The 16721-nt window shown below is 73.1% G+C and carries 14 protein-coding genes; 8 read left to right on the top strand and 6 right to left on the bottom strand.

Annotated elements, in window-relative coordinates:
* Positions 1-128: 128 nt before the first annotated feature.
* Entirely contained in the window at positions 129-3023 is a 2895-nt protein-coding gene (locus ACZ6TU_RS13215; RefSeq protein WP_469548168.1) for a beta-N-acetylglucosaminidase domain-containing protein, read from the bottom strand.
* Positions 3024-3246: 223 nt separating this feature from the next.
* On the opposite strand from ACZ6TU_RS13215, the gene ACZ6TU_RS13210 reads away from it, so the two are divergent.
* The 3 genes from ACZ6TU_RS13210 (at position 3247) to ACZ6TU_RS13200 (ending at position 5960) form a co-directional block, all read left to right on the top strand.
* Positions 3247-3516 (top strand): hypothetical protein, encoded by a 270-nt coding sequence (locus ACZ6TU_RS13210; protein WP_467668375.1) that lies wholly within the window; start codon positions 3247-3249, stop codon positions 3514-3516.
* Positions 3517-5610 carry a 4-alpha-glucanotransferase gene (gene malQ, locus ACZ6TU_RS13205; RefSeq protein WP_469548166.1) on the top strand — a complete coding sequence of 698 codons (2094 nt, stop codon included), beginning with the start codon at positions 3517-3519 and terminating at the stop codon, positions 5608-5610. It abuts the gene before it with no gap.
* A 62-nt stretch (positions 5611-5672) separates the two neighbouring features.
* A complete protein-coding gene (locus ACZ6TU_RS13200; protein ID WP_467668378.1) occupies positions 5673-5960 on the top strand; it encodes a hypothetical protein in 288 nt (95 codons plus the stop codon).
* A gap of 121 nt (positions 5961-6081) precedes the next feature.
* On the opposite strand, the gene ACZ6TU_RS13195 is transcribed toward ACZ6TU_RS13200, so the two are convergent.
* Positions 6082-6660, bottom strand: coding sequence for a TetR/AcrR family transcriptional regulator (locus ACZ6TU_RS13195; protein ID WP_467668380.1), 579 nt, complete (start codon positions 6658-6660; stop codon positions 6082-6084).
* Positions 6661-6817: 157 nt separating this feature from the next.
* Here ACZ6TU_RS13195 and ACZ6TU_RS13190 point away from each other — a divergent pair, with 157 nt between their 5' ends.
* Positions 6818-8260 (top strand): FAD-dependent monooxygenase, encoded by a 1443-nt coding sequence (locus tag ACZ6TU_RS13190; RefSeq protein ID WP_469548163.1) that lies wholly within the window; start codon positions 6818-6820, stop codon positions 8258-8260.
* Positions 8261-8324: 64 nt separating this feature from the next.
* Here the strand turns inward: ACZ6TU_RS13190 and ACZ6TU_RS13185 are convergent, their stop codons facing one another.
* Positions 8325-8843, bottom strand: a complete 519-nt coding sequence (locus ACZ6TU_RS13185) for a MarR family winged helix-turn-helix transcriptional regulator (protein ID WP_467668384.1) — start codon at positions 8841-8843, stop codon at positions 8325-8327.
* A gap of 106 nt (positions 8844-8949) precedes the next feature.
* Here ACZ6TU_RS13185 and ACZ6TU_RS13180 point away from each other — a divergent pair, with 106 nt between their 5' ends.
* Complete coding sequence (locus ACZ6TU_RS13180; RefSeq protein WP_467668386.1) at positions 8950-9924, top strand: EamA family transporter; 975 nt, start codon at positions 8950-8952, stop codon at positions 9922-9924.
* A gap of 13 nt (positions 9925-9937) precedes the next feature.
* Here ACZ6TU_RS13180 and ACZ6TU_RS13175 read toward each other — a convergent pair whose 3' ends face one another.
* A complete protein-coding gene (locus ACZ6TU_RS13175; protein ID WP_467668388.1) occupies positions 9938-10516 on the bottom strand; it encodes a TetR/AcrR family transcriptional regulator in 579 nt (192 codons plus the stop codon).
* Between the two features lie 71 nt (positions 10517-10587).
* Between ACZ6TU_RS13175 and ACZ6TU_RS13170 the strand changes: the two genes are divergently transcribed.
* Both ACZ6TU_RS13170 and ACZ6TU_RS13165 read left to right on the top strand, forming a co-directional pair.
* Positions 10588-11181, top strand: coding sequence for a dihydrofolate reductase family protein (locus tag ACZ6TU_RS13170; protein ID WP_469548160.1), 594 nt, complete (start codon positions 10588-10590; stop codon positions 11179-11181).
* Positions 11182-11266: 85 nt separating this feature from the next.
* Positions 11267-11761, top strand: a complete 495-nt coding sequence (locus ACZ6TU_RS13165) for a nucleotidyltransferase domain-containing protein (RefSeq protein WP_467668392.1) — start codon at positions 11267-11269, stop codon at positions 11759-11761.
* A 73-nt stretch (positions 11762-11834) separates the two neighbouring features.
* Here the strand turns inward: ACZ6TU_RS13165 and pepN are convergent, their stop codons facing one another.
* The gene (gene pepN, locus ACZ6TU_RS13160) at positions 11835-14408 is read right to left on the bottom strand and encodes an aminopeptidase N (RefSeq protein WP_469548157.1); all 2574 of its coding nucleotides are present in this window, start codon (positions 14406-14408) and stop codon (positions 11835-11837) included.
* A 55-nt stretch (positions 14409-14463) separates the two neighbouring features.
* Entirely contained in the window at positions 14464-15360 is an 897-nt protein-coding gene (locus tag ACZ6TU_RS13155) for a LysR family transcriptional regulator (RefSeq protein ID WP_467668396.1), read from the bottom strand.
* A 96-nt stretch (positions 15361-15456) separates the two neighbouring features.
* On the opposite strand from ACZ6TU_RS13155, the gene ACZ6TU_RS13150 reads away from it, so the two are divergent.
* Positions 15457-16716, top strand: coding sequence for an MFS transporter (locus tag ACZ6TU_RS13150; protein ID WP_469548155.1), 1260 nt, complete (start codon positions 15457-15459; stop codon positions 16714-16716).
* Positions 16717-16721: the final 5 nt, after the last annotated feature.

Below are 16721 nucleotides of genomic sequence, written 5' to 3'. Positions count from 1 at the left end.
CCTCCCCGAAGAAGTCGTCGCCGAAGGAGTCGTCGCCGAAGGAGTCGTCGCCGAAGGAGTCGTCGCCGAAGGAGTCGTCGCCGTAGAAATCCGTCGCCGAAGAAGTCCCTCGCCGAACCTCCAGGGATTCAGTCCGTGACGGCGTACGCCTCCACCGACCACAGCGAGTACCCGTACGGCGTGGCCCGCTTCTCGCCCTGCACCCGTACGAAGCGCACGTCGCGCTCGTCCATGCGGACGCTCTCGTGGCCGCCCCGGCCGTCCCGTACCGCGGCCGCCGTGCGCCAGCGGCGGCCGTCCGGCGAGACCTGGACGCGGTACGCCGAGGGGTGGGCGTCCTGCCAGCGCAGCACGACCTGCCCGAGCCGTGCCGGGCGAGGCAGCTCGACCTGCCACCAGGCGCCGTCGTCGACCGGGGACGACCAGCGCGTGTCCGGGTCGCCGTCGTTCGCCGCCGCCGCGGGGAAGTCGGGCGTCTCGTCACCCGAGGAACGCGCCGTGCCGGTGCGGGCCAGGTCGGGTCCGCCGGTGGGCGGGAAGGCCCGGACGGTGAGCGTGCGGGTCGTTCCCGCGAACCCCAGCCGGATGTCGTAGGACCGTTTCGGCGCACCGCGCTCCACGGTCACCTCGACCGGGACCTCCACCTTCGTGCCACGCGGCACGGCCAGTTCGGTCCTGGGCACCCGCACCCGTACGCCCTCGGGTGCCTCGACGGTGAGCCTGCCGCGGGCGTCGGCGGGGCGCAGTGAGCCCAGTCCGGCCGTCAGCCGCCGCGTCCTGCCGGTCTCGGCGTCCACGCGGTCGCGCGCCAGCTCCAGAAAGGTGGCGGGGGAGTCCGCGAACCACGGGACCAGGTGACGTACCCGGGACGACGCGGGACCGGTGACCCGCACGGCGTCCACCCGCTGCCCGGCCCGCACCTCCGTCGCCCCCGAAGCGGTCAGCCGGCCGGCCTGCCGCCAGCCCCGGCCCGGTACGTGCACCTCGACGTCGCCTTCGATGCCGGGGTCGGTGAGGGCCGTCACCGCGGCCAGGGACCGGGGGTGCGGGAAGCGCAGGGTGCGGCTGTCGCCCGGGTCACCGGGGCTGGGGGGTGGCTCGTGGTCGATGCCCGACCAGGCCGCGTACGCCTTCTGCGCCCGCCCCAGAAAGGAGTCCAGGACGTCCGTGCCGACCTTGACCGGTGCCGGCTCCAGCCGGGCCCGCAGCGCGCCCAGTTCGCGGTACGCCGTCCAGGCCGCCGCCGCGTCTCCGGCGCGCTGCGCGTCCAGCATGTCGAGCGCGGCCGTGCCCGCCACGCCGTAGCGCGCCAGCTGCTCCGACCAGGGGGCGACCTCCGGGGCGAGGGCGGTGCCCGCCAGCCGCCGGGGCAGCTCCCGCAGCACGGTGAAGGCCTCGCGCAGCCGCCGCGCGGCGTCGCCGTCCGTCCCGGGGCGGTCCGTCCCGGAACCACTCGCCTCGGCGCCACCCGCCGTACGGGCCCGCCAGTACGCCTCGGTCAGCGGGCGCAGGTACGCCGACTCCTCCTCGCCGAGGACCGACGACGCGTCGTTCCCGGCGAGCGCGGCCAAGGCCTCCTCACGGCGCCGGTCCCCGCCCGCGAGGTCGGCGATCGCGGCGCTCCAGGACTCCCCGGGGCGGTAGGCGCGCGGGTTCCAGGCGTAGTCGGCGGCGGTGAACAGCGGGATGCGGGACGCCTCGGGCTGCTGCATCGCGTTGGCGAGCAGCGCGGCCGAGCCGGTGGCGACGGCCGGCTCGCGGCCCCGGTAGGGGCCGAGGAAGAGGCGGCCCGGGTCGTAGTCGTTGACCGGGTAGTTGTCCATCGTGACCAGCGGATGCCGGAACGCCTCCCGCGCGTCGGCCAGTTCACCGCCCGTGATGGTGCGGGGCACCACCCCGACGCCCGTCCACGCCACCTCGACACCCGTGTCCAGCGTGCTCGCCAGGGCCCGCCGGTAGTCGGTCGTGCCGTCCTCGTAGTACTCGGTCGGCATCAGCGACAGACCGGCGGCCCCTGGGTGCCGTTCCGCCAGGTGCCGGGCCACCGCGTTCGCCACCCGGGCCTGCGCCCGCGCGGCCGCCCGCGGGCCGGAGCCGAACCGGTCGGCGTCCGCGTCGCAGTGCCACTCGCTGTAGCTGACGTCCTGGAACTGGAGCTGGAAGGCCCTGAAGCCCAGCGCCCACATGGCGTCGAGCTTGCGCGTCAGCGCGCGCATGTCGGCGTCCGACGCGAAGCACATCGCCTGGCCCGGGGCCACCGCCCAGCCGAGCGTGACGTGGTTGCGGCGCGCCCGCTCGGCCAGCTCCCGGAACTCGGCACGCTGCGCCGCCGGGTACGGCTCACGCCAGCGCGCCTGCCGGTACAGGTCGTCACCGGGGGCGTACAGGTAGCGGTTCTGCTTGGTGCGCCCCATGAAGTCGAGCTGCGCCAGCCGCTGCCGGTGCGTCCACGCGGTGCCGTAGAAGCCCTCGGTGATGCCGCGCACGGCGGTGCCGGGCCAGTCGCGTACGACGGCGGCGGTGATCGTGCTGTCGGGCCGCAGGAGCTGCCGCAGCGTCTGGACCGCGTGGAACAGGCCGTCCTCGCCGGTTCCGGTGAGGGAGACGCCGCCCCCGCCCACGGACAGCTCGTATCCCCCGGCGGGGAGGGCGCGGCGGTCGCCCTTGCGGACCGGCTCCGTCCGTGCCCGAACGACGAGCGCCCCGGGCGCGGCGGAGTCCGTGATGCGACGGGCTCCGGCCTGCCGCAGCAGCTCGCGCAGGGTTTCGACAGTGTGCCGGTCTGCGGTTGGGCCGGTGATCAGCGCGACCTCGTCGGTGACCGCGACCGGTGCGCCGTTCGCGCGCAGGGACTGGGGACGCGGCCAGACGGAGAGGTCCGGACGGGCGGTGTCGGGGGCGGCGGGTGTCGCGGTCGTGCCGGGGACGGGCGGGGCCGCCACCGCGGCGGGCGGGGTGCCGAGGGTTCCGGCGACGACGGCGACGGCGAGAGCCGCTGCCCGCTTCCCACGCCGCAGTCCCACAGGCCCCCTCCAGGTGTGTTCGACCGGGAGAACGAGCCCACCACCCGCCCGGTGAAGGTGTCAACGAGACTGGCCGTTGTGACCGAATTGCCGGAATCTGGAGGAGGTGGAGGAGAGCGGAATGTGAGCAGAAGCACGATGTTCGGTCAGGGGTGTCTGTCATTGCGTCGACTGGGTAGGGCTGCGATAACCGTTGAATGCCGTACCCGACAAGGAGGCCCCCGTGGCTGCGATGACTTTCCTTCCGCTCCCGGCCCCGTCCAAACCCGTGGCGGACACGTCCGCCGACCTCGACCCCCACTATGACGATCCCCGATACGAAGACCCCCACTACTGCGTCTTCAGCTCCGAGAGCACCTGCGCCGAGCCCCCGCTGACCAGCGAGCCCCCGCTGCCCGACGCCGAGCCCCTCACCAGCGAGCCGCCGCTCGCCGAATCCGCCCCCCTGACCAGCGAGCCCTCAGTCTTCGTCCCGGACTTCACGAGGTCCTAGATGACCGCACCCCGGCCGGCCGAACCGCCTTCCGAGGACCTGTCCCGCCTCGCCGACCTGCACGGCGTCGCCACCTCGTACAGCCCGTCCCCGGACCGTACGGTCGCGGCCCCGGCCGCCGCGGTCACCCTCACCCTGGCCGCTCTCGGCGTGGACGCGAGTACGCCCGGCGCCGTCCGCGCCGCGCTCGCCACCCGGGAGCGGGAACTGGGCGCCAGGTTGCTGCCGCCCACGGTGGTCGGCTGGGGCACCAGCCCCCCGGCCGCCCTGGCCGCGCTCCCCGAGGGAAGCCGGCTGCTGATCGAGACCGAGCAGGGCGAGGCCCGCGCCTCGGCCGAGCACCTCCCACCGGGCGTCCACCGGCTGACCGCCACCGTCCCCGACGGCCGCACGGCCACCGCCCACCTGGTCATCGCCCCGGCCCGCCTGCCCACCCCCACCGGACGCTCCCACGGACTCCTCGTCCAGCTCTACTCCCTCCTGTCCCGCCGTTCCTGGGGCATGGGCGACCTGGGCGACCTCGCCGAGCTGGCCGGCTGGGCCGGGCGGTCGCTCGGCGCCGGATTCGTCCAGGTCAACCCGCTGCACGCGGCCGTGCCCGGCGCCCCCACCGACCCCTCCCCGTACCGCCCCTCCTCCCGCCGCTTCCCCGACCCGGTGCACCTGCGGATCGAGGACGTCCCCGAGTGCGCGTACGTCGAGGACCGCGAGCGGCTGCGCGCGCTGCTGGAGAGATCCGGTCGGCTGCGTGAAGCGGTGCTGGAGAAGGGCGCGCTGATCGACCGGGACGCCGTGTGGGAGCTCAAGCGGGAGGCGCTCGAGCTGCTGTGCGAGGTGCCGCTCGGCCCCGGCAGACGTGCCGCCTACTGCGACTTCCTCGCCGAGCAGGGACAAGCCCTGGAGGACCACGCCACCTGGTGCGCGCTCGCCGAGGTGCACGGCCCGGACTGGCACCGCTGGCCGACCGGCCTGCGCGACCCGCGCTCGGCCGAGACCGTCCGGGCCCGCAACGGACTGATGGACCGGGTGGACTTCTGGTCCCGGCTCGCCTGGCTCACCGACACCCAGCTGACCGCCGCGCAGCGCTCCGGACGCGAAGCCGGGATGCCGGTCGGGATCGTGCACGACCTCGCGGTCGGCGTCCATCCCGGCGGCGCCGACGCCTGGGCACAGCAGGAGTACTTCGCCGCCGGCATGTCGGTGGGCGCCCCGCCGGACGCCTTCAACGCCCGCGGCCAGGACTGGGGCCTGCCGCCCTGGCGCCCCGACCGCCTGGCCGAGTCGGGCTACGCCCCCTTCCGCGAGCTGCTGCGCGCCCTGTTCCGCTATGCCGGAGCCCTGCGTATCGACCACGTCATGGGCCTGTTCCGCCTCTGGTGGGTACCGCTGGGCCACCCGCCCACGGAGGGCACGTACGTCCGCTACGACGCCGAGGCCATGCTCGCCGTCCTCGTCCTGGAGGCCTCCCGGGCCGGGGCGCTGGTGATCGGCGAGGACCTGGGCACCGTCGAACCGGGCGTGCGCGAGGCGCTGCGCGAGCGCGGGGTGCTCGGCACGTCCGTGCTGTGGTTCGAACGCGACTGGGAGGGCGACGGCCGCCCGCTGCCCCCCGACCGCTGGCGCGCCGACTGTCTCGCCACGGCCACCACCCACGACCTGCCCTCCACGGCCGCCCGCCTCACCGGCGAGCACGTCGAGCTCCGCGACGGCCTGGGCCTGCTGACCCGCCCGCTGGAGGAGGAACGCGCCGAGGCCGCCGCCGACACCGCCGAGTGGCTGGCCCTGCTCACCCACCTCGGCCTGCTGCACGGCACCGGCGGTACCGACACCTCCTCGGAGGAGGCCGAGATCCAGGCCGTCCACCGCTTCCTGCTCCGCACCCCGGCCCGCATGGTCGGCGTCTGGCTCCCGGACGGGGTGGGCGACCGCCGCCCGCAGAACCTCCCGGGAACGTGGGACCAGTACCCGAACTGGCGGCTGCCGATCGCGGACGCGGAGGGCCGTCCTGTCACGCTGGAGCAACTGGCGGCGTCGCCCCGACTGCACGCCCTCATCGAGGTTCTGCGACAGCCGGCCGGCGCGTCGGGTGGATGAGGACGGACCCTTACGGCACCCCGGGCGCGCGGCCCCGACCGGCGTTGGATACTTTTGGCACCGTGGACAAGAAGAACGCCCTGCGCGCCGGCGCCCTGGCAGCCGGTACGACGCTGATGATGCTGCTCATGTCGTCGCCCGCCTCCGCGCTCACCCGCGACGACGGTGACGACCCCGGTCCGGGCCTGAGCGTCATCGAGACGCTGGGCCTCTTCGTCGTGGCCCCGATCGTGCTGTACCTGGTCATCCACGGTCTGGTGATGATCGGCGACAAGTCGCACAAGAAGAAGGACCCGACCAGCTCCAACATCAGGACCAAGGCCGACGCGAAGGCCGACGCCAAGGCCTGACCAGGGCTCCCTTCGAGTCCGTCACGCACCTTTTCCGAGGGCGCCGTCCCCGCCGTACGTACGCGCATGCCGCCGTACGACGACCGAGGCGGCGCCCTCGGCTTCTCCCGGTGCGCGGGAGTCAGGGATTCGGCGCCGTCAGATAGCGCTGCACCGTCGGCGCCAGCCATGCCACGATCTCCTGGCGGGTGAGCGCCACGGCCGGCGGGAGGCGCAGGACGTACCGGGTGAGCGCCAGCCCGAGCAGCTGCGTGGCGGTGAGCGCGGCCCGTACCGGGACCTGCTCGGGGTCGGGGCACACCTGGCGGGCGACCGGAAGCAACTGCTCCTGGAAGATGCCCTGCATGCGCTCGGCCCCGGCCTGGTTGGTGGCACCGACCCGGAGCAGGGCCGTGAGCACTTCGTTCTCCTCCCACATGGCGAGGAAGTGCGTCACGAGGGCTGACCCGACCTCGTCCCGGGGCAGCGGGCCCAGATCGGGCAGCTTCAGATCGACGGCGACGGCGGCCGCGAACAGGCCCTCCTTGCTGCCGTAGTACCGCATCACCATGGACGGGTCGATGCCCGCGTCCCGCGCGATGGTGCGGATGGTGGCGCGCTCGTAGCCGTCGGCGGCGAAACGCTCGCGGGCGGCGTCGAGGATGGCGGCGCGGGTGGCGTCGGAGCGTCGGGAGGGGGCCGTGGGCTTGCTGTCAGGCATGCCAACAAGCGTAGGCCAACATACGTAGGCCAACAACTGTTGACGGAGTAGGAGTGCGGTTCTACGTTGGTCAACGACCGTTGGTCAACGAGTGTTGGCAAACGCGTGTGGGTCAACGGTCGTTCACCAACCCTTGTTGGCCTACAGGGAGGCCCTGATGAGCGACACCACCCGCACCGTGATCGTCGTCGGTTCCGGCCCCACCGGCCTCCTCCTGGCCGGTGACCTGGCCGCCGCCGGCGTCCCCGTCACCGTCGTCGAGAAGCGCCGGCACGGCATCGGCAACCTCTCCCGCGCGTTCGTCCTGCACGCCCGCACGCTGGAGCAGTTCGACGCCCGAGGGCTGGCCGACGAGCTGGAGGGCCTCGGCTGGCGGCTCGGCCGGTTCCGCCTCTACGGCCGCCTCGGCCTGGACCTCTCCTCGCTTCCCTCCCGCTTCAACCACCTCCTCGTCCTTCCGCAGTACGAGGTGGAGAAGGTCCTGGAGCGGCGGGCGCTGGAGGCCGGCGCGCAGTTCCGGTACGAGACCGAGGTGACCGGGCTGACGCAGGACGCGGAGGGTGTGACGGTCGAGGTCCGCAGGGCCGGCGGCGGCCCGGAGGCGCTGCGCGCGGCGTACGTCGTCGGCGCCGACGGGATGCGCAGCACGGTGCGGAACGCGATCGGGCTGCCGTTCCCGGGCCGTTCGGTGATCCGCTCCGTCATGCTCGCGGACGTACGGGTGACCGAGGAACCCGGGGAGCTGCTCACCTTCGACGCGGTCGGCGACGCCTTCGCCTTCCTCGTCCCCTTCGGCGACGGCTACCACCGCGTCGTCTGCTGGGACCGCGGCCGTGAGCTCCCCGACGACGCGCCGGTCGGGCTCGACGAGATCAGGGAGACCACCCGGCGCGCCCTCGGCCGTGACTTCGGCATGCACGACCCCCGCTGGATGTCCCGCTTCCACAGCGACGAGCGGCAGGCGCCCGCCTACCGTGTCGGCCGCGTCTTCCTCGCCGGGGACGCCGCGCACGTCCACACCCCGGCCGGCGCCCAGGGCATGAACACCGGCCTCCAGGACGCGGCCAACCTGAGCTGGAAGCTGGCCGCCGTCCTCAAGGGGCACGCGGCCGACCCGCTCCTCGACACCTACCAGGCCGAACGTCACCCCATCGGCAGGACGGTACTGCGCAGCAGCGGCGGCATCGTGCGTGCGGCCATGGCCCGGCGGCCCTGGACGATCGCCCTGCGCACCGCCTTCGCCGCCTTCCTCGACACGGTCGGCCCGGCCCGCCGCAGGGCACTCGGGCAGGTCACCGGCATCGGCTACCGCTACCCCGCTCCCCGCGGCTCCCACCGCTTCACCGGCTTGCGCGTCCCGGACGTCGCCCTTGCCGGAGGCGGTCGCCTCCACGAGGCGATGCGGGGCGGCCGGTTCGTGCTGATCACCCCGGAGCCGTACAAGGCCGGGACCGGCCGTGAGGACCGGCTGGCCGTGGAGCGCTGGGCGAGCGATCGCCGTACGACCGTGCTGGTGCGGCCCGACGGGTACGCCGCGTGGGCGGCCGACCCGGCGGACGTCCGGGCGATCGAGGCGGCCGTCGCCGCCCACGTGGGGTAGGGCCTCGGCGGGCCGGTCCCGGCCCCGGCCCGTCAGGTCACCGGCGAACGCGTCGGACGCCGGCTCAGTCCTGCCGGTCCTCCGTCGTCCGGAGCAACTCCCTGAGCAGCTCCGCCAGTTGTCCGGCCTGCTCGGCGTCCAGGCCGGACAGCGCCGCCGTCTGGACGGCGACTCCGGCGCCGACCGCCTCGTCGATCAGCTCCAGGCCCTTGTCGGTGAGTGTGACCTTCAGGCCGCGGCGGTCGTGCGGGTCGGGGGAGCGGCGCAGCAGGCCGGCGCGCTCCAGCTTGTCGAGGCGGCCCGTCATTCCTCCCGTCGTGAGCATCAGCGTGGCCGAGAGCTGCCGGGGCGAGAGCGTGTAGGGCTCGCCGGCACGGCGCAGGGTCGCCAGGACGTCGAACTCCCCGCGGCCGATCCCGAACCGCGCATACGCCTCCTCCGTCCGGTCGCCCATCGCGCGGGAGAGCCGGTAGATACGGCCGAAGACCTCCATGGCGGCGGTGTCGAGGTCGGGCCGCACCGTCGCCCACTGGTCGATGATCGCGTCGACGGGGTCCTTGTGCTGCTCGGGGCGTTCGCTCATGCCACGAGTATCCGACGGCTCCGGGTCGCCCGCAAGAAAGTAGCTTGACGGCAAGTGGGTTAGCGCTAAGCTACTTCCCACTGACCTACTTCGAAGGGTGCGACTCATGCGTCCCCAGGCCGCGCACCGCGCCACGCTCACCGCCCTCGCCCCCGTCTCCTGGGGCACCACCTACGCCGTCACCACCGAGTTCCTCCCGCCCGACCGGCCCCTGTTCACCGGCCTCCTGCGCGCCCTGCCCGCCGGCCTGCTCCTGCTGGCCCTCGCCCGGGTGCTGCCGCGCGGCGCATGGTGGTGGAAGTCGGTGGTGCTGGGCGCGCTGAACATCGGCGCCTTCTTCCCGCTGCTGTTCTTCTCCGCGTACCGGCTGCCCGGCGGCATGGCGGCGGTCGTCGGCTCGGTCGGCCCGCTGTTCGTGGTCGGCCTCTCGGCCCTGCTGCTGGGGCAGCGGCCGTCGCTGCGCACGCTGCTCACCGGGATCGCGGCCGCGTTCGGTGTCAGCCTGGTCGTGCTCCAGGCGGCCGGGGCGCTGGACGCGCTGGGCGTGCTGGCGGCCTTCGCCTCCACCGCGTCCATGTCCACCGGCACCGTGCTCACCAAGCGGTGGGGGCGCCCCGAGGGCGTCGGCCCGCTGGCCCTCACCGGCTGGCAGCTGACCGCGGGCGGCCTGCTCATCGCGCCCCTCGCGTTCCTCGTCGAGGGTGCGCCGCCGGCGCTGGACGGCCGGGCGGTCGGCGGCTACCTCTATCTGGCCCTGGCGAACACGGCGGTCGCGTACTGGCTGTGGTTCCGCGGCATCGGCCGCCTCACCGCCACCCAGGTCACCTTCCTCGGCCCGCTCTCCCCGCTGACCGCGGCCGTCGTCGGCTGGGCGGCGCTCGGTCAGGCGCTGACGCCGGTGCAACTGGCGGGCATGGCGCTGGCGTTCGGGGCGACGGTGGCGGGACAGGTCGCGCCGCGGCGGAAGTCGTCGGGCGCGGAAGCGGCCCGGGGGGCCTCTGGCGGGCCAGTCGTCAGTTCCCCTGAAGGGAAGGCGCCGTGGGGTTCGATGGGCGTGACAGGTCCGGCGCTGCGACGGTAGGTCCCGCTCCCGCTCATTCCGCCGCCACGATTCGCTCGACCGCGGCCGTCACCAGCTGTTCGCGCTCGGCCTCCGTGAAGACGTCCGGCAGGGTGAGCTGCTCGACGATCAGCCAGTTCAGAGTCAGCATGAGCAGTTTGACGGCCATGGCGTCGCCGGGGAAGCCGGAGGCCTCGTGGTAGGCGAGGTTGGCGTCGACGTCGGCCCGGACCCGTTCGGTGAGGACCTTGCGCAGTTCGGGGCGGCGGGTGGCCTCCAGTCGGAGTTCGAGCAGCGCGAGGTAGCCGGTGCGGAATGAGGCGACGCGGCCGACGAGTTCGCGCATCAGCTCCACGTAGGTCTCCCGGTCGCGGCCGGCCGCGCGCTGGCGGGCGATGGTGGCCTCGTCGGGCTGCAGCCGCTCATAGACACGGGCGCCGGCCTGGGTGAGCAGGTCGTCGCGGTTGCCGAAGTAGTTGGACGCGGTGCCGGCGGGTACGGCGGCCTCGGTGTCCACCGCCCGGAACGTCAGGCCTCGTGCGCCTTCTCGGGCCAGCACCTCGATCGCCGCGTCGACGAGGGCGGCACGCCGCTGTTCGTTCCGCCTGACCATTGACACCACTCCATCCGTAGTACTACGTTCAGACCACTTCAGACAGAGTACTACATGTGGAGTTACCTGATATGCGAAAGCTCGTGTACTACGTCGCTGTCACGCTCGACGGCCGCATCGCCGGGCCAGGGGGCGAGTACGACTTCTTCCCCACTGGTGACGAACAGCAGACCGCCGCCTACTGCGCCTGGACCAACACCCTCTACCCCGAGACCGTCCCCACCCTCATCCGCGCCGCCGTCGGCCTCGCCGACGCACCCAACCGGCACTTCGACACCGTCGTCATGGGCCTCGGCGCCTACCGCCCCGCCCTCGACGAGGGAATCACCAGTCCGTACGAGCACATGCGCCAGTACGTGGTGTCCAGCACCCTCACATCCGATACCGACCCGGCCGTCACCGTCGTCCCGGGCGACCCGCTCGCCCTCGTCCGCGAGCTGAAGCAGGAGGAGGGCACGGGCTTGGACGTCTGGCTCTGCGGCGGCGGCAAGCTCGCGGGCACCCTGCTGCCCGAGATCGACGAACTGGTGATCAAGAACTACCCGGTGGTCGCGGGCGCCGGCATCCCGGCCTTCGACGGCGCCTTCGACCCCACGGTCTTCGACGTCGCCGAACGCACCGCCTTCCCCAACGGCGTCACCCTCACCCGCCTCACCCGCGGCTGATCCGGAATCGGCGGGAGGAAATGCGTTCAATCGGCGGGAGGAAATGCGTTCGCTCTCCCGGGCGACCGCCCCTAGCCTGCGTCGGATGATGACCGCTCAAGACGTGTTGTCCGTTCTGAAGGTGTTGCGACAGGCAGAGGCGGAGGTCTGGATCGGCGGCGGCTGGGGGATCGATGCTCTGATCGGTGAGCAGACCCGGGACCATCGCGACCTCGACCTGGTGCACCGGCAGGAGCAGGAGGCCGCCGTGGTGGCGGCCCTCGCCGAGGAGGGCTTTGTGGAGACCCTCGACTGGCGGCCCGTCCGGTTCGTCGTCAGCGCCCCGGACGGGCGGGAGATCGATCTCCATCCGCTGGTCTTCGCCGACGACGGTTCGGCGGAGCAGGCATCCCTCGAACCGGAGCATCCGTTCCGATATCCCGCCTCGTGCTTCGTGACGGGAACCATCCAGGGGACGCCTGTGCCGTGTCTGTCCGCTGAGCAGCAGGTCTACTTCCACCAGGGATACCAGCCGACGGATCGCGATCGGCACGACATGGCGCAACTGCGCCGGGTGTTCGGGATCGCCACCCATTTCTGATCCAGGGCCGGCCCCGGCACGGACGAGGGGCGCCCGGCGCTGTGCCGGGCGCCCCTCATCGCCGTACGGTCGGCTACTGCGCCGCCGCGTCCGCCGCCTGCGCCCGCAGCGCACGCTCCACGCCCGCGCGCGACTCCGACACCAGCCGCCGCAGTGCCGCGTTCGGCTCGGCGGAGGTCAGCCAGGCGTCCGTCTTGTCCAGGGTCTCCTGGGAGACCTGGACCGTCGGGTAGAGGCCGACGGCGATCTGCTGGGCCATCTCGTGGGAGCGGGACTCCCAGATGCCCTTGACCACCTCGAAGTACCGGTCCGCGTACGGGGCGAGCACCTCGCGCTGGTCGGTCTGGACGAAGCCGGCGATGACCGCCTCCTGCACGGCGTTCGGCAGCTTGTCGGAGTCGACGACCGACGCCCACGCCTCCGCCTTGGCCTCCGGGGTCGGGCGGGCCGCGCGGGCCGTGGCGGCGTGGCGCTCACCGGCGGCCGTACGGTCACGGTCGTACTCGCCCGCGATCTCCGCCTCGTCGAACCGGCCGACCGCGGCGAGCCGCTGCACGAACGCCCACCGCAGCTCCGTGTCGACGACCAGGCCCTCGATCGTCTGCGAGCCCTCCAGCAGGGCGTCCAGCAGGTCCAGCTGCTCGGGCGTGCGGGCCGTCGCGGCGAACGCGCGCGCCCACGCCAGCTGGTGGTCGCTGCCCGGCGCCGCCGCCCGCAGATGGGCCAGCGTCGCGTCGGTCCAGCGGGCCAGCAGCGCCTCGCGGGCGGCCGGGTCGGCGTACAGGTCGACCGCCAGCTTCACCTGGCGGTGCAGCGACTGCACGACGCCGATGTCGGACTCCTTGCCGATGCCGGACAGCACCAGCGAGAGGTAGTCGCGGGCGGGCAGCTCGGCGTCGCGGGTCATGTCCCAGGCCGACGCCCAGGACAGGGCGCGGGGGAGGGACGACTCGAAGTCGCCGAGGTGTTCCGTCACGAAGGCCAGGGACTGTTCGTCCAGGCGGACCTTCGCGTAGGACAGGTCGTCGTCGTTGAGCAGGATCACGGCCGGGCGGCGCCTGCCCACCAGCTGCGGTACGGCCGTCAGTTCGCCGTCCACGTCCAGCTCGATCCGCTCGTCCCGGACCAGCTTGCCGCTGTCGTCATCGAGTTCGTACAGGCCGACGGCGATCCGGTGCGGGCGCAGCGTCGGCTCGCCCTTCGCACCGGCGGGCAGGGCCGGGGCCTCCTGGCGGATGGCGAAGGACGTGACGACACCGTCGGAGTCCGTCTCGATCTCCGGGCGCAGGATGTTGATCCCGGCCGCCTGGAGCCACTTCTCCGACCAGGTCTTCAGGTCGCGGCCGGAGGTCTCCTCCAGGGCGCCCAGCAGGTCGGACAGGCGCGTGTTGCCGTAGGCGTGACGCTTGAAGTACGCCTGCACGCCCCGGAAGAACTCGTCCATGCCGACGTAGGCGACGAGCTGCTTCAGGACGCTGGCGCCCTTGGCGTACGTGATGCCGTCGAAGTTGACCAGGACGTCGTCCAGGTCCTGGATCTCGGCCATGATCGGGTGGGTGGACGGCAGCTGGTCCTGCCGGTAGGCCCAGGTCTTCATGGAGTTGGCGAAGGTGGTCCACGCGTGCGGCCACCGGCTCCCGGGCGCGTGCGCCTGGCAGGCGATGGAGGTGTACGTGGCGAACGACTCGTTCAGCCACAGGTCGTTCCACCACTCCATGGTCACGAGGTCGCCGAACCACATGTGGGCCAGCTCGTGCAGGATGGTCTCCGCGCGCACCTCGTACGCCGCGTCCGTCACCTTCGACCGGAACACGTACTGGTCGCGGATGGTCACCGCGCCCGCGTTCTCCATCGCGCCCGCGTTGAACTCCGGCACGAACAGCTGGTCGTACTTCTTGAACGGGTACGCGTAGTCGAACTTCTCCTGGAACCACTCGAAGCCCTGCCGGGTCACCTCGAAGATGGCGTCCGAGTCGAGGTACTCGGCGAGCGAGGGACGGCAGTAGATGCCGAGCGGGACGGACTGGCCGTCCTTCTCGTACACGCTGTGCACCGAGTGGTACGGGCCGACGATGAGCGCCGTGATGTATGTCGAGATGCGCGGCGTCGGCTCGAAGACCCAGACGCTGTCCTGCGGTTCGGGCGTGGGCGAGTTGGAGATGACGGTCCAGCCCTCCGGCGCCCTCACGGTGAACTGGAAGGTCGCCTTCAGGTCCGGCTGCTCGAAGCTCGCGAACACCCGGCGGGCGTCCGGCACCTCGAACTGGGTGTAGAGGTAGGCCTGGTCGTCGACCGGGTCGACGAAACGGTGCAGGCCCTCACCGGTGTTGGTGTACGCGCAGTCGGCGACCACCCGGAGGATGTTGCGGCCCTCCAGCAGGCCATGCAGCGCGATTCGGGAGTCCGCGAAGACCTCGGCGGGGTCGAGGGAGTCCCCGTTGAGGATCACCTCGTGCACGGCCGGGGCCACCAGGTCGATGAACGACTCCGCCCCGTTCTCCGTGACGTCGAAGCGCACCGTGGTCACGGACCGGTAGGTGCCGCCCTCCTGCGCGCCGGAGAGGTCGAGTTCGATCTCGTACGAGTCAACGGCGAGCAGCTTCGCCCGCTGCTGCGCCTCCTCGCGGGTCAGGTTTGTGCCAGGCACGCGGTCATCTCCTCGGTATGGGTGGGTTGCGCCATCTTTCCACGGCAGCCTCGCATCAGGCGACGACCTGGGCGTCTCCTAGGGATAGCCCTCGCCCGGCGAGGGACCGGGCGAACTCGCGCACCGCCGCCGTCTCCCCGTCCCGGTGCCACACAAGGCCGAGAGCCGACTCGGGCACGCCCTCCACCGGCACGAACACCACGTCCTCGCGCCGGTGGTACGCGGCCGTGGGCCGGCACAGCAGCATCGCCGCGCGGCCCGCTGCGACCTGGGTCAGGCCCTCCTGGAGGGTGGTCACCGCCGGGCCGGGCACGACTGACGGGGCGTGGGCGGCCCGCCAGTACGCGGGGGCCGGGGGAGCGGCCGTGACCAGCGGGGTCGCCGCCACCTCCGCCGCCGTCACCTGCGCGAGGGACGCGAAAGGGTGGTCCCGGCCGACCGCGACCGTCTGGGGCCGCTCGGAGAAGACCGGGCCCAGCACCAGGTCCGGCTCCTCGACGGGAAGCAGGACGACCGCCGCGTCCACCGTGCCCTCGCGCACGGCGCCGAAGGGGTCGGCGAGAGGAAGCTCCACCACGTCCGTTTCGCACTCCGGGTGCGCGGACCGGAAGGCCCGCACCGCCGCCGTCAGCCCGGTGTCCGCCGTCCCCTGGAAGCCGATCCGCAGGGCGCCCTCGACGCCCCGGGCGGCGGCCCGCGCGTCGTCCACGGCCTCCCGCAGCCCGCCGTACGCCGGACGCAGCCGCTGCACGAACCGCTCGCCGAGCGGCGTCAGGGCGACCCGGCGGCTCGTGCGGTGCACCAGCCGGCCGCCCACCCGGCGTTCCAGCGAGCTCAGCAACTGGCTCACCCGGCTCTGCGAGACGTACAGCCGCTCCCCGGTCCGGCCGAAGTGCAGCTCCTCGGACAGCACCAGGAAGCACTCCAGCTCACGCAACTCCAGCCCCGCCACGGCCGTTTCCCCTCGGTTCCTATCGATCAGTCCCGCTCATGCAAGGGTGAGGACTTCGCCGTTGTTCCCGGGCGGCCCGCGCAAAAGGGTGGAGGCATGCCCTCCACAAGCCCCACGACCTCCATGACCACCGCCCCGGAGACCGGCACCGGCAGGCCGGCGCGCCCCTGGCCCGCTGTCCTGGCCCTGGCCACCGCCACCTTCTCCGTCGTCACCACCGAGATGCTGCCGGTCGGCCTGCTCACCTCGCTCGGCACCGGCCTGCACGTCTCCGCCGGCACCGCCGGGCTCGCCGTCACCCTGCCCGGCCTGGTCGCCGCGGCGAGCGCACCCCTGCTGCCGGTCGCGGCCCGCGGCGCCGACCGGCGCACGGTGCTGTGCGCGCTGCTGCTCCTGCTCGCTGCCGCCAACGTGCTGTCCGCCCTGGCCCCGCACATCGCCGTCCTCCTGCTCGCGCGTGCCCTGGTCGGGGTGTGCATCGGCGGGGTGTGGGCGATCGCGGCCGGGCTGGGAACACGGCTGATGCCGCCGGACCGGGCGGGCCGGGCGACCGCGCTGATCTTCAGCGGGATAGCCGTGGCCTCGGTGCTGGGCGTCCCGGCCGGCACCTTCCTCGGGGCACTCGCGGGCTGGCGCTGGGCCTTCGCCGCGCCGGCCGTCCTCGCGACGGCCGTCGCCGCAGCGCTGGCCCTCGCCCTGCCGTCGCTGCCGCCCGAACGCCCCGTCGGGCTCGGCACGTTCCCGGCCCTGCTGCGCACGCCGCTGGTGTCCCGGGGCCTGCTGGCGACAGCGCTGCTGGTCACCGGCCACTTCGCGGCGTACACCTACGTCCGCCCGGTCCTGGAACGCGTCCCCGGCCTGGGCGCGGGAACGATCAGCACCCTCCTCCTCGGCTACGGCCTGGCCGGAGTCGCCGGCACCTTCGCGGGCGGATGGCTGGCGGCCCGCGACCCGCGCCGGGCCCTGCTGGTCATCACGGCCGGGCTGGCCACGGTCGTCCTGCTGCTGATCCCGGCGGCGGGCACACTCGCCGGCTCGACGCTGCTGCTCGTCGTCTGGGGTCTGGTCTACGGGGGCGTCTCGGTCTCCGCCCAGAACTGGCTGTCGACCGCCGCGCCGAGGGCCCGCGAGGCGGGGTCGGCGCTCTTCGCCGGTGTCTTCAACACGGGGATCGCGCTGGGCGCGTTCACCGGGGGCCGCGCGGCCGACGCACTTGGCCCGACGGCGGTGCTCTGCGTGGGCGGCGCCCTGGCGCTCCTCGCCCTGCCGGCGGTCGTACGGGCCGGGCGGCCGGAGACAGAAACAACACGACGTCCGGATCCCGCCGGTCCAAAGGGCCCGAGCGCGCAAGCCTGATGAAC

It is taken from the genome of Streptomyces sp. NPDC052064 (assembly GCF_055585925.1).
This window is presented reverse-complemented; position numbering and strand designations above follow the sequence as displayed.

Coding starts and splice junctions, on each gene's coding strand:
- ACZ6TU_RS13170 (WP_469548160.1), top strand. CDS start 10,588: ATGCGAAAGCTCGTGTACTACGTCGCTGTCACGCTCGACGGCCGCATC.
- malQ (WP_469548166.1), top strand. CDS start 3,517: ATGACCGCACCCCGGCCGGCCGAACCGCCTTCCGAGGACCTGTCCCGC.
- ACZ6TU_RS13190 (WP_469548163.1), top strand. CDS start 6,818: ATGAGCGACACCACCCGCACCGTGATCGTCGTCGGTTCCGGCCCCACC.
- ACZ6TU_RS13185 (WP_467668384.1), bottom strand. CDS start 8,843: ATGAGCGAACGCCCCGAGCAGCACAAGGACCCCGTCGACGCGATCATC.
- ACZ6TU_RS13180 (WP_467668386.1), top strand. CDS start 8,950: ATGCGTCCCCAGGCCGCGCACCGCGCCACGCTCACCGCCCTCGCCCCC.
- ACZ6TU_RS13150 (WP_469548155.1), top strand. CDS start 15,457: ATGCCCTCCACAAGCCCCACGACCTCCATGACCACCGCCCCGGAGACC.
- ACZ6TU_RS13175 (WP_467668388.1), bottom strand. CDS start 10,516: ATGGTCAGGCGGAACGAACAGCGGCGTGCCGCCCTCGTCGACGCGGCG.
- ACZ6TU_RS13165 (WP_467668392.1), top strand. CDS start 11,267: ATGATGACCGCTCAAGACGTGTTGTCCGTTCTGAAGGTGTTGCGACAG.
- ACZ6TU_RS13195 (WP_467668380.1), bottom strand. CDS start 6,660: ATGCCTGACAGCAAGCCCACGGCCCCCTCCCGACGCTCCGACGCCACC.